Genomic DNA, 13503 nt, shown 5'->3' with positions numbered 1-13503 from the left:
AAAAAAATATTATTAAAAAATTGAAGGATAAATTTATGAATATATATGAAAAAATTGATGAAATGTCAAAAGATGAAAAAAATACAATAAAACATATTATAAGTAAAAAATTATTAAATATGTTTTTAACCGGAGAATTTAAAAGCGAAAAAGATTTTTCAAAAGAATGTTTTGTTTCAGAAGCAACAGTTACTCGTTTTGCAAAAGAAACTGGATGTAGTGGTTATCGTGAACTTATTTTTAAATTAAAACTTGAATATGAAAAAACAATATTAAAAGCAAAAGAAGAAATTAAAAAGAACAAAATCAATAAAGAATTAGAAACTATTAAAAGTATGAATAATTGAGTTAATCAAAGTAAAAGTTTTTTAGATTCATTAATAAAAAATATTTTATTACAAAAAAAAATAAAGATTTTATCTTCTTGACAAAATTTAGACTCAGTAAGTTATTTTCAAAAAGTATTACAAGAGCAAAATATCTCCAGTCAAGTAGTTAAAATAGAGTTAGATTATTTAGACTTAGAATCCTACTTTGATGATAATAAATGTATAAAATTAATAATTATATCTGAAAGTGATTTTAAAAATTTGGCTTCTTTGTATATTAAAAAAATAATAAATAAAAAAATTAAAAATACTTATTTAATAACAACTTACTTTAAGTTTAATAAAATTTATGATAATAATTATCAAAATAAACATTTATTAAGTTTTAATTATGACGACTCACACCATGTTCTAAGACATTTTGCTCTAATAAATTTATTCTTTTATCTTAATTTAAAAATTAATAAAAAATTATATAAATAATTTTCTTATTAAAAGTAAAATAACTAAAGCTTTATAAGAAATATTATCAAAATAAGTAGACCGGTTGAAGACTGGTCTATTATTTTTTAAATAAGTATTATCTAAAAATTTTATTATAAAAATTTATTTTAATTACATATAGAAATAAAAGATCAACTAATCAAATAACGATTGAGTTAATTTTTAAATCAAGTAACCTTTAATAAAAATGTTAGTTGTAAATTAAACCTTTTATAGCTTTTAATTTTATTTGCTTTATTATGTCTAATTTCATTTTTTTATAATTTTGTCTCCAAGTATATTTTACTTGTGACATAATTGCTTGTTATTATTCATATATTTTTAAATAAATAGTATATCTATTAAATAAAAAAGTTTTTTTGAAATAATTGTAGTTCCTTATTTATTTTAATACATATATTAAATTTGAATAAGAATTTACTAAATTGAAAGGTTAAATATGAGAATTAGAGAAAAGTTAAAAAATATTATCAAGCTAAAAGAAAAAACCTTAGATTATCATATCGCAGAATTTATTAAGAAAAACGCTGAAAATAAAATATTTTATAAATCAAAAGAAATTGCTTTTAAATTAAATATTTCAAAATCTACTTTAACATTATTTTCAAAAAAACTCGGTTATGAAGGTTATGGTGAGATGATCCATTCACTAATGGCTGAGTTGGAATTTTATGGCATTAATAAAAATGAAAACAAAAATTTGATTAATGATGTAGAGGAAATAATAAAAATAAATTCTCTTTTTGATATAAATTTATTAAATGAGAAATTAAACTTTTTCAAAAAAGAAATTTTAATATCTAAAAAAGTTTTAATAGTTTGTTCGAGTGAAGATGACTATAAACAAATAGGTTTATTTGCTAATTATTTAAATATGCATATAAAAACTTTTTATTTCCAACAAAGAAAAATCGAATCAACATTTATTAAAAAACTAAAAGAAAATGATTTAACTTTTTTTATACTAACTGGGTTAGAGATAGAAGAAATTTTATTAAATATTGATTATGCATTTGAAAATAAATTAAGATCATTATTTATAGTAACAGACTCTCACTTTGAAAAGATTAAATATAAAAATAATGACACCAGTAATATTTTACTTATTAAATCTTTATCTCAATATAATAGTGAGGTTAGAAGTTTTTTAAGAATAGGGCAAATTAATTTCATATTAACTAATTTAATACTTAAAATCACTAAACATATTTATAAATAATAAACAAGTTCAAAAATATACTTTAAATAATTTTTTCCTTTAATATTAACTCATAGTAGAAAAAATTCTACTATGAAAGGAGAAAGTATGGAAAAAATACAGATATATGCACCTGTTGAAGGATATGTTAAAAAAATTGAAGAAATAAGTGATTCTGCTTTTTCTAGCAAAGCTTTAGGTGAAGGTGTATTTATTGAACCAAATTCAAATTTGATTTATTCACCACTATATGAATCGAAAATAGAATTAATAATAGATACATTACATGCTTTTTATTTTAGTAGTAATAATGTTAATGTTTTAATGCATATCGGATTAGAAACTGTTAATTTAGAAGGTAAACCTTTTAAATTATTAAAAAAACAAGGTGAAAAAATTTTGTTGAATGAACAATTAATAAATGTTGATTGAAACTTGATAGATTCAAAAAAAATGAGTAGATCTACTCCAATATTAGTTGATACTAGTAATTTTAAAACTTTTAAAATCACCTATAAAAATATAAATAAAATAGTTAAAAAAGGTGAGTTAATTTATGAAGTTGAGTATGAATTAAAAGAGCAAAAACCAATTGACAATAAGAAAGTTATTTTAGAAAAAAGAGAAAGTAAATATAAAACAATTGCTTATGAATATTTAGCAGCTATTGGTGGAAGAAGTAATCAAAGTTTATGTCATAATTGTATGACAAGATTAAGATTTAAAATTATAAATAAAAATTTAGTAAATGAAAAAGCTATTAAAAAAATAGAACTTACTAAAGGTATAAACTGAAATGGTGAAGAACTTCAAATAATTATTGGGGGAGAGGTATATAAAGTAAAAGATGAATGTCAAATAATTATTGAAGATCGTGAAACTAACGAAATCAAAAGTACAAAAAAAATAAATAAAACACCAGTTAAAAAGAAAATTATGGGTGCTATAACTGCCATAGTTTTTCCTACAGTTCCAATATTAATTGGAACTGGTGTAATTAGTGGTATACAAGCAATTCTTGTTATATCAAAAGTAATTGTAAACCCAGCACAAGGTCAATCAATTATGGAGCTAGACTTATTTAGTGCACTCATGTATATAATGTCAAAAGTAGGTATAGAATTAGTTGGTATTGTATTTTTATCTAGTACTGTTAAATACTTTAAAGGCGATCCTTGACTAGCGATATGATTAGGAATCGCTTTATCTAGTAGATACTTATTTGGTAATGGTTGAACTTTATTTACTATATTTGATAATCCAATCACTATAAAAACATATGAGGGAACAGTGCTTCCTATGATATGTGCTGGTATTTTACTTGTATTTATAGATAAATGAATAAAAAAATGAATGCCAACATCTGTTGATATTGTGTTTAGACCAGCCTTAGTGTTTTTAATAGTTTTTGTAACAATGTTATTTACTGTAGGACCATTATTTAGAATTATTGAACAACTAATTGCTAAATTTGTAATTCTATTAGGTAAAATTCCATTTGGATTAGGTATGGGTATATTTGCAATGATTTGACAACCATTAATATTAACTGGAACTCATGTTGCTGTTATAGCTGTAATTACACTTCCGATGAACGTTGGAGATCCTTCTGCTATGTATGCTGCATGTCAAATTGGAATAATGGGTCAAATTGGAGCTGTTATTGCTGTTGCTATATTAACAAAAAATCAAAAAACTAAACAAGCGGTTTTTGCAGCTTTACCTGGTGCTATTTTTGGAATAACAGAACCCATTGTTTATGGAGTTAATTTACCCAAAATTAAACCCTTTTTATATGGTTGTTTAGGTGGACTAGTAGGAGGAATATTAGCGGGATTTTTAAAAGTTGAACAATATAGAAGAACAGGAACAGGTATTATGTCTTATATGGGACTAGAACTCGGTTGAGGTACAGCGTTTGGTGTTATTTCTGGATTGGTAGCTTTAGTATTTGCTCTTTTAATTACACTATTGTTTTTTAAAGATAGAAAATTTGAACATATTGGATATAAAGAAAATAACAAAATATTGCTACAAGTTTTAAAAAGAAACTTAAATTTAAGTGATAGTGAATTAAAAAACTATGAAAATGAGTTAAAAAACAAATATGAAGTTATTAAAAAATTTATTCCTAGTTACAAAGAATATGAAAAATCATTAATAGAGTTGCAAAAAAAAGAATTAAAAAAACAATTAATGATAAACAAATTTGAAAATAAAAAAGAAAAAAAGTATAACAAGGCAAAAAAATACGAATATAAGAATCTTGATAAATTTAATATACTCGCAACTAAATATAATAAATTAAAATTATCAGATAAATATGAAATTATAGTACAACAAATAAAAGTTTTAGAAGAAAAAAATAAAATGTCAGAAATCATTGTAAGTGAATTCAACAAAAATAGTTTATTAGAAATTAATAATTTTATTAACAAAATAAATGTGAATGATAATTCTATATTAAAAACTTTTTATAATAATTATTGAAACTCTTTATATTCAATTGATATATCATTTGCAATAGCTGAACCTATGAATATTGATTATTCAAAAAAAGAGTATCTTAACTTAATGAGTAAGGAGAACTTAAAAAATGCCAAAAAAAATAAATGATAATTTTTTATGAGGTGCTTCTACTAGTGCTTATCAATTTGAAGGTGGTTATAATGCTGATAGAAAAGGTCTTTCTGTACAAGATGTAAGAAATAACTATCCAGAAGGCACAACAAATTTTGAAGTAGCTTCAGATCACTATAATAAGTGAAAAGAAGATGTAAAAATGATGTCAGAGTTAGGGTTAAAATCATATAGATTCTCAATATCATGGACAAGAATATTACCAAATGGAAGAGGTGATATTAATAAAAAAGGTTTAGAATTTTATAACAACCTTATAAATGAACTTATTAAATATAATATTACACCGATTGTTACTATTTATCATTTCGATTTACCTGATAAATTAGATAAAGATGGTGGATGACATAATAAAAATATTATTGAAGATTTCTTAAATTATTCTAAAATTTTATTTGAAAACTTTGGTGATAGAGTCAATCATTGATTAACAATTAATGAACAAAATATAATGATTTTATTTGGTGAAATAGTGGGTATTAAAATCCCTGAAACTGAAAATAAAATAAAATATTTATATCAAATAAATCATAATATGATGGTAGCTCAAGCAAAAGTTATTAATCTATGTCATAAAACACTTTCAAATTCAAAAATAGGTCCCGCACCAAATATTGCTTGTGTATATCCTGGAACAAGCAAACCAATTGATAATCTTGCAGCATTTAATATGAAAGTTATGAGAAATTGATTTTATTTAGATACTTGTGTATTTGGTAGATATAACAAACTAGTTTTAAACTATTTAAGAGAAAATAACTCGATGTTTGAATATACAATTGAAGAAATGAATGAAATTAATAGTGCAAAACCAGATTTTATAGCATTTAATTATTACACATCATCAACTGCAATATTTCCATTTAGTGATAAGTTATTTGATGAAATGCCAAGTCAACAAAAAATCAAAAGTGTAAAAGGTATGTATCAACAAGTTAAAAATGATAATTTAAACAAAACAGATTTTGGATGAGAAATTGATGCTATAGGATTTAGAAATACTTTAAGAGAACTATATGATAGATACAACTTACCCTTGCTAATTACAGAAAACGGAATTGGTGGTTATGATAAAATTGACAATAATTATCAAATACATGATCAATATCGAATTAAATACTATAAAGAACATATAAAACAAATGAAAATAGCTATTTTACAAGATAATATAGATATTATTGGATATAATCCATGAAGTGCATTTGATTTAGTATCAACACATGAAGGGGTAAAAAAAAGATATGGTTTTATTTATGTTGATAGAGAAGATTTTGATTTAAAAGAATGTAAAAGATATAAAAAAGACAGTTTTTATTGATATAAAAATTTAATTGAAAATAATGCAAATGAATTATAGATTTAAATTAATAAAATAAAATATACATTAAATCGCACTTTAAATTAGTGTGATTTCTTTTTTGTATATTATTTTATAAAAAGCTTCAAATATGCGCTAATTTTAGTAAAATAAAAATAAAGATAGGAAGATTTAAATGAATATATATGTATTAAGAATTCTTGTTATTGAAGAAGATAATAAAATAAGTCTAGCTATTGACTCTATTTTTAACAGTATTGAAAAAGCATATAATTTTTTAAAAAGTGATTTATTTGAAAATTTAAAACAAATAAACTCCAATAAATTTAAACAATTTTTAAATACATGAAAAATAGATATACTTGATTGTGGAGAGGTTTTTCTTTTTGAAAGATTTAATAAAAAATATTACTACATGTTAACCGAAAATAAACTTAAATAATCATAATAAATTATGTTTTTATTAGATTTTTTTTAAATATATTTATTTAAATTAATTTAATGTTTTTTAACGATATAAAAATTTAGTATTATTAATTCAGGAGAAAAATATGAAAAATTGTAAACATAATGATATTAATAATAAATTTGTAAAATGTGATGATTGTGATGAACAAATTTTTATTAAAAAATTTAAATGCACTATAAAAAAATGTAAAAACTTTTCATATAAGGTAGTAAATAAAAATAATGAATTATTAGATTACACTAATTTTAAAGAAATATTATGTAAATACCATTCTAAAAAGTTTTTAAAAAAACAACAAGAAATAGAAAAATGATTAGAAGATAATAAAGAAGAATTTAACGATATAGTAACTTCATTAATTTTAGAAAATTCTAAAAATATAAAGCATTAATTGTTTATATCATTATTCATTATTTAGCGTTAGCGATTAGTTAACAAAAAATGATACATTAATATAAACGTCTAAAATAAATTTTTGACAATAAAAGTACTTTTTCCTTTCTGATTTTTCGTTATATTTTTTTCTCCTTATTTCTTAATAACTATATTATATCAAATTTTTAAAAATCAATTAAATTCTTTAAATAACTAATTCATAACAATTAAACAAGTGAATAGGGGAGCAGACCAGTGTTTTCAATAAACTAAGCATCATAAAAATTTTTACCTTCAAATATTTTTTCACACTTTTTACAAAATCTATCTCATTCTAAATTCATTTCTATTCTTCTTTGTTTTGATTCTTTTAATAATTCTTCTGTACTTTTTATTAACTCTTTTGTACTTTTTATTAACTCTTTTGTTCTTTTTATTGACTCATCAGATTCTTTTAAAATTATCTCAACATCTTCATTAATAAATTTACAAAGAACACTATCATTTGCAACTTCTTTTATTTCTTCTTCAGTAGCATTTAAAAAATCTTTATCTTTTAATAATTCAGTTAATCTTTTTCCTTTTCATTTTTCTTTCATATTTTTTCTCCTTATTTAAAGTTATTATTTTTTTTGTACTCATTTATTTTTTAAAGTAAATTTTAAATTTATATATTTAAAAAAATTTTGTTGCTTATAATACAATTTTCAAAAGATTATAATAGATCTTTATACACTAATAAGATTGTTAATTCTTTATCTTTTAGTTTTTTAAAATAAGCTTCATAAATTGTTATCACTAATATCAATATTATTATCTTTAATAAATTTTAAAATTTCTTCACTTAACCCCATACTATTTCACCTTTTTCTTTATTTTTGATTATACCACTTTAAGTGGTTATATAAAGTAAAAAACCATTAATGCAAATGATTAGTATACAATACTTACAAATATATTATCAATAATCTAAATATTAAAAATAATAAATAACATAAAAAAATGATGTAAACAATAATTATTCTTTAAATTTAATAAATCTTGTTTTTTTTTTTTTTTGTTATATTGATATGTGTAAAAAGAGAAAAATAAATGAAAAAAATATTAACATTATTAGCATCTACTAGTCTTATGACTTCAGTATCAAGTGTTGTAATTTCATGTAATCAAGAAAGTAGTTCTGGTCCTGGAAAAGAAACTGAAGTTAACAGTAAAAATATTAAAGAAAAAGTAGAATTATATAAAGAAAAGTATAAAAAATTTAATGATTATTTGAAAAAAATTAACGATAAAGAAGCAAGTGATTCTGATGTAGTATCTTATATAAAACTAGGAGTAGATTTATATGTAATGGATTATGAAATATGTAAAATTGATGAAAATTTATTACCTGATTATGATAGTTTTAGAGCTATAAAAACAGCTAATGATTTAGTAAAAAGATTAAAAGAGATGAAAGAATATATAAAAGAATATTTTAGTAGTTCAGTTTATGATCTAGTTGAAAAATATATGGACTCAGCTATTAAAAAATACTCTAAATAGTCATTATATTTATAAGAAAGATTTAATTGTAAATACAATTTAGACTTTTATTTACAATAAATAAGAATAACAAATAAACCAGTTTAATATAACTGGTTTATTTAAGATTATAAGAGTTTTTTTAATAAAAACTTAGATTTAATTTCTATAGTTTTTTTCTCCAAGTATATTTTACTTGTGACATAATCGCTTGTTATTCATAACTGTCAATAACTAATTAATTTTTATTAACAATAATTGTTTTAAAATGTTTTATAATTATACTATGAATTATAAGGTTTTATTATTTGGAAATGGATTTGATGCAAACATAGATGCAACAATTTTAAAATATAATGATGAAATATTAAAATATTTTAAAAATTTTAATTATGAAATCAATTTTGATGAAACAGTTGAATCGATACTTTTTTATTCTCAAAATAGAAAATACGATGATATTGATTTCTATAATGCTAAAGAATCTATAGAATTATCTATAAATTTTATTAAAAATTCACAGTTTTTAAAAAATAAAATTAATATTGAAGAGTTTTTTCTAAATGATTTGAAAAAATTTATAGATGATAATATAAGTGAAAAATATAAAGATATCGTCATTTATTTTATATCTTTTTCCTATTTCAAAAGAGTAAGATTTTTAAAAAATGATAAAATCAAGAGTCATTTTTCAAAAATAAAAAATGACTCAATTGAAAATGATTATAATATATTAGGAACCACTAATTTTACAGATTCAATACACTACTTGTATATAATATTGAAAAAAGAAAATATGCGTTTTTATGTTACACTACACTCTAATTCTAAATTCTTAATTAACCTTGAAATCAATGGTAGTCCAGGGATAAATTCTAATTCTCCAAATCCTCAAGTAAATTTATATGAAAAAAAGTTACAAATGATTTTTTTGAAAAAATTAAATATTATGCTGCAAAATCTTTTGAAAAAGATAATAAAAAAAACAAAATTATTATAGAGTTATTTGGTATTTCTTTGGAAAATGATCAACATATAATTAAAGAACTAAAATTACTTAACGTGGAATTTAATCTAGAAATAATTTATTATTACTCCAATAAAAAAACAATACCTAAAAATATTAAAGAAAATAATTTAAAAATAAAAGTTTTACATTATAAAAAGTGATATTTATATAAAAAAGTATTCATATTATAAATAAATATAATTCTCTAAGTATACATTATGTTAAAAAAAACATAAAATTATACAAGGAGAATTTTTTATATGACAAATTTAAAAGGAAACAAGTCAAATATTTTAGATTTTGATACTAAAAAAGAATTAATAAATAAGTACTTTAAGCAAAATTTATCTTTTAGAGATTTATCAAAAACTTACAACATATCACATTCAACAGTTAGAAGTATGTGTTTAGATTGAGAAGTTTATGGTGGTGAATCACTTATTTCAAAAACGGGAAAACACAACAAACATAACGGAAAAATTAGAACTAATTCAAAAGATCTAAAAGACAAAAAAAATCGCTGAACTTAACAAAAAATTAAAATGATTGGAAATAGAGAATGAGGTTTTAAAAAGTTCAATGAACTAACGGAGGGTTCAAAAAAGGAATAATTAATTATTACAAAACAATAGATAAATATAAAAATACATATGCAATTTTTTCTTTATGTAAATTATTAAATATAACTAGAGCTAGTTATTATCGTTGATACAAAAAAATAAGTCAAAATACAATAATTAAAATTAGATATGAATTTAGCTTATAAAATAAAAGATATTTTTATAGAGCACAATGGAATTTATAGTGAACTAATAATAAAAATAATTTTAAATAATAAAGGCAATATGGTAAGTCAAACTAAGATAGCTAGAATTATTAAAATATTTAAATTATATTTAGTTACAAGAATAAAGAAAATGTAAAGAAATCCAAAATAAGTCAAAAAAATAACACACGGTCCTAATCATGTTAATAGAAATTGAGCTTTATACTCAAAAAATGAGTTATGAGTTACAAATGTTACTTATATATAGTTTAATAAAAAGTTTGCATATTTAAGTGTTATAAAAGATGCAAATACTGGATTTATAATCGGTCATAAAGTATCTTTAAAAAACAATATAGATATTTATAAAAAATCACTAGATAAAGCTTCGCTACATAGAAAAGATATATTTAAAAAACTAATTATTCATTCTGATAATCGAGTTCAGTACACATTTGTATTTGCAAGACGATATGCTAAAAAAATAATATGATAATATTATTATCTAGAAATGGTAACTCTATTGATAATGCAATGTGTGAAACTTTTTCTCTTCATTAAAAGAAGAATAAAAAACTAAATTAAAACAAAATAATTTATCAATCTAAAAAAGATAATAAATAATTATGTAGAGTTTATAACTATACAAGATTAATGATTAAACATAATTGACTTCCAGCATATGCTTATATCTGTTTTATTCCACACAAAAAAATACTTTAAATAATTTTAAAGTATTTTTATAAAAAACATTTTGTATACTTGTCAAAGTATATTTAGATTAAAAAAGAAATTATAATTATTTTTGATTTATAATATTTATATAAAAAAATATTAAACATAATATTTTAAAAGGAAAAAAATAATGTATATTACTGCTGAAATTGTTGATTATTTTATTTATTGTATAAAATTAAATACCGAAATTAAAAAAATTGAAGATTTATTTGATGTAAATGGCGAGTATAACGGCGAATATATCTTATATTTAAAAACAATAGAAGAATTTGAAAAAAATATCAACATTTACGAAATAGATGTTGTAAAACTTGTCGATCATTGGTCTATATCGCTTGAAAAAAATAAAAATAATTTAATATTTCTAGAAACTTATACTTTTTTAAATTGACTATTAAATAAACTTAAATCTATAGATATTAATAAAAATATAGATTTTTTAAATCATAATTTTATAGAACTTGAAAATATATTTATATCTATTTTGAACAATTTAGATAAAATGTCTTTTCTCTACAAAATTATACTAGAAACTTTGGAAAACGATAAAAAAAGAATATTTGATGATGTTAACAAAAATGTAGTAAAAAAAGAAAATCTTTATTATTTTTTTAACCCTAACAAAAAAACTGTAATTAAAAGTTTTTCTTTTTATTCAGTACTGTACAAAAAATTTAAATTAAAGTACGATATTTCAGAATTTTATACATATTACTTATATGAAAAAAGAAACGAAATAACTCACAGAAGTAGGATAACATATTTTTACAACACAGATCAGTTTAATCAAGTAGCAGCAACTATTGTTGAAAAAAAATCATTATCTGGAATATCTTTTGATTTTTGTCGATATATAAAGTATTCTATACTATATTCTATTGTTGTAACCTATTATATAAATGAAGAATTAAACCAAATATTTTAAATATAATATTTTTAAATATAATTCTCTAAGTATACATTATGTTAAAAAAAACATAAAATTATACAAGGAGAATTTTTTATATGGCAAATTTAAAAGGAAACAAATCAAATATACTAGATTTTGATACTAAAAAAGAATTAATAAATAAGTACTTTAAGCAAAATTTATCTTTTAGAGATTTATCAAAAACTTACAACATATCATATTCAACAATTAGAAGAATGTATTTAGATTGAGAAGTTTATGGTGATGAATCACTTATTTCAAATACAGGAAAAAGCAACAAACATAACGGAAAAATTAGAACTAATTCAAAAGATACAAAAGATAAAAAAATCGCTGAACTTAACAAAAAATAAAATGATTAGAAATGTAGAATAAGGTTTTAAAAAAGTTCAATGAACTAATGGATGATTCAGAAAAAGAATAATTAATTATTACAAATAATAGATAAATATAAAAATAAATATACAATTTTTTCTTTATGTAAATTATTAAATATATCAGAGCTATTTATTATATCTGTTGTAAAAAGAATAAGTCATAATTTAACTTAAAAGTAGATATGAATTTAGATTCTAAAATAAAAGAGATTTTTATAAAAAATAATGAAATTTATGGGTCGCCAAGAATAAAAATAGTTTTAAGTAATAATGGAATTGTGCAAGTCAAACTAAGATAGCTAGAATTATGAAAATATTTAAATTATATTCAGTTATAAGAATTAAAAAAAATGAATAGAAAACCTAAAGAAGTCAAAAAAATAACACACGGTCCTAATCATGTTAATAGAAATTAATCTTTATACTCAAAAAATGAGTTATGAGTTACAGATGTCACTTATATACCGTTTAACAAAAAGTTTGCATATTTAAGTTTTATAAATATACAAAAATAATGATTAAACATAATGGACCTCCGTCATATGCTTATATCGGTTTAATTCCACATAAAAAAAATACTTCCAATAATTTTGACGTATTCTTATAAAAAAACATTTTGTATACTTGACAAAGTATATTTAAAAAATAACTTTTTATCAGTTTATTTTTAAACATTATTTTAATTACTATAATTTGATATAATTATTATGCAAAACGTTAAAACCACGGGTGTACTTCTTCGTTTTGCAAAATATAAGGTGTACATCCACTAATTTAGAAAAAAAGTAAACTTTTTAGTTTACTTTTATTTTTTTATGTTATTATATTTATGCAAAACGAAGGAACTTTTAAATAAGTTCATACATCCAAAAAGGTAGAAATATCTTAGTAGGTTGTACACCTTATAAAATATCAATAATTAGTTTTTTGAAATACCTGTTTTATTTAAAAAAAGAGGTATTTTTATAAAAAAATATTACAAAGTTAAATGTAAGTTTGGTCATGTTGGTAGAGATAAATTTTTACCTATTTATATACCTGTTTTTGCTTATAACAAAAAACACGCTAGCACTTTAGCGTTAAAAAAAAGAGGTATAAAAAAAGATCACAAAGATTGATGCTTAGAAATTCCCCAAATTATTTGTTATGAAGAATTTTGTAAATTAGAATATCAATTTACTAATGATATTTATTTTACAGAATCAAGAACAAGAAGTAGGAAAGAATTATTTTTAAAGAGATTAGAAGATGAGCCAAACTACACGAGATTTAGAAAAATAAAAACTAACAAAAAGATATATATAAATAAAAAAAGTAATAGTACA

Annotated in this window: 12 protein-coding genes; 11 read left to right on the top strand and 1 reads right to left on the bottom strand. The window is 20.7% G+C overall.

Annotated features, from left to right (window positions below):
- Positions 1 to 35: 35 nt before the first annotated feature.
- The 6 genes from SGLAD_RS03275 (at position 36) to SGLAD_RS03250 (ending at position 6849) form a co-directional block, all read left to right on the top strand.
- A complete protein-coding gene (locus tag SGLAD_RS03275) occupies positions 36 to 812 on the top strand; it encodes a MurR/RpiR family transcriptional regulator (RefSeq protein ID WP_134297618.1) in 777 nt (258 codons plus the stop codon).
- 460 nt (positions 813 to 1272) lie between these two features.
- Positions 1273 to 2052, top strand: coding sequence for a MurR/RpiR family transcriptional regulator (locus SGLAD_RS03270; RefSeq protein WP_134297617.1), 780 nt, complete (start codon positions 1273 to 1275; stop codon positions 2050 to 2052).
- 87 nt (positions 2053 to 2139) lie between these two features.
- Positions 2140 to 4650 carry a glucose PTS transporter subunit IIA gene (locus SGLAD_RS03265; protein ID WP_166739169.1) on the top strand — a complete coding sequence of 837 codons (2511 nt, stop codon included), beginning with the start codon at positions 2140 to 2142 and terminating at the stop codon, positions 4648 to 4650.
- Entirely contained in the window at positions 4628 to 6028 is a 1401-nt protein-coding gene (locus SGLAD_RS03260) for a glycoside hydrolase family 1 protein (protein WP_134297615.1), read from the top strand. Before SGLAD_RS03265 ends, SGLAD_RS03260 begins: the two co-directional genes overlap by 23 nt.
- Before the next feature lie 136 nt (positions 6029 to 6164).
- Positions 6165 to 6431: a hypothetical protein gene (locus SGLAD_RS03255; RefSeq protein ID WP_134297614.1), complete on the top strand. Its 267-nt coding sequence runs from the start codon at positions 6165 to 6167 to the stop codon at positions 6429 to 6431.
- Positions 6432 to 6540: 109 nt separating this feature from the next.
- A complete protein-coding gene (locus SGLAD_RS03250) occupies positions 6541 to 6849 on the top strand; it encodes a hypothetical protein (RefSeq protein WP_134297613.1) in 309 nt (102 codons plus the stop codon).
- Positions 6850 to 7102: 253 nt separating this feature from the next.
- On the opposite strand, the gene SGLAD_RS03245 is transcribed toward SGLAD_RS03250, so the two are convergent.
- The gene (locus SGLAD_RS03245) at positions 7103 to 7432 is read right to left on the bottom strand and encodes a hypothetical protein (RefSeq protein WP_134297612.1); all 330 of its coding nucleotides are present in this window, start codon (positions 7430 to 7432) and stop codon (positions 7103 to 7105) included.
- A 493-nt stretch (positions 7433 to 7925) separates the two neighbouring features.
- On the opposite strand from SGLAD_RS03245, the gene SGLAD_RS03240 reads away from it, so the two are divergent.
- From SGLAD_RS03240 to SGLAD_RS03220, 5 genes are all read left to right on the top strand, one after another.
- Positions 7926 to 8378, top strand: a complete 453-nt coding sequence (locus tag SGLAD_RS03240; RefSeq protein ID WP_134297611.1) for a lipoprotein — start codon at positions 7926 to 7928, stop codon at positions 8376 to 8378.
- Positions 8379 to 8643: 265 nt separating this feature from the next.
- Positions 8644 to 9357, top strand: a complete 714-nt coding sequence (locus SGLAD_RS03235; protein ID WP_134297610.1) for a hypothetical protein — start codon at positions 8644 to 8646, stop codon at positions 9355 to 9357.
- 269 nt (positions 9358 to 9626) lie between these two features.
- Complete coding sequence (locus SGLAD_RS03230) at positions 9627 to 9896, top strand: hypothetical protein (protein ID WP_134297609.1); 270 nt, start codon at positions 9627 to 9629, stop codon at positions 9894 to 9896.
- 1101 nt (positions 9897 to 10997) lie between these two features.
- Positions 10998 to 11795, top strand: coding sequence for a hypothetical protein (locus tag SGLAD_RS03225; protein ID WP_134297608.1), 798 nt, complete (start codon positions 10998 to 11000; stop codon positions 11793 to 11795).
- 80 nt (positions 11796 to 11875) lie between these two features.
- Positions 11876 to 12154: a hypothetical protein gene (locus tag SGLAD_RS03220; protein WP_134297607.1), complete on the top strand. Its 279-nt coding sequence runs from the start codon at positions 11876 to 11878 to the stop codon at positions 12152 to 12154.
- Positions 12155 to 13503: the final 1349 nt, after the last annotated feature.

This window comes from Spiroplasma gladiatoris (genome assembly GCF_004379335.1).
Taxonomy (GTDB): Bacteria; Bacillota_I; Bacilli_A; order Mycoplasmatales; family Mycoplasmataceae; genus Spiroplasma_A; species Spiroplasma_A gladiatoris.
This window is presented reverse-complemented; position numbering and strand designations above follow the sequence as displayed.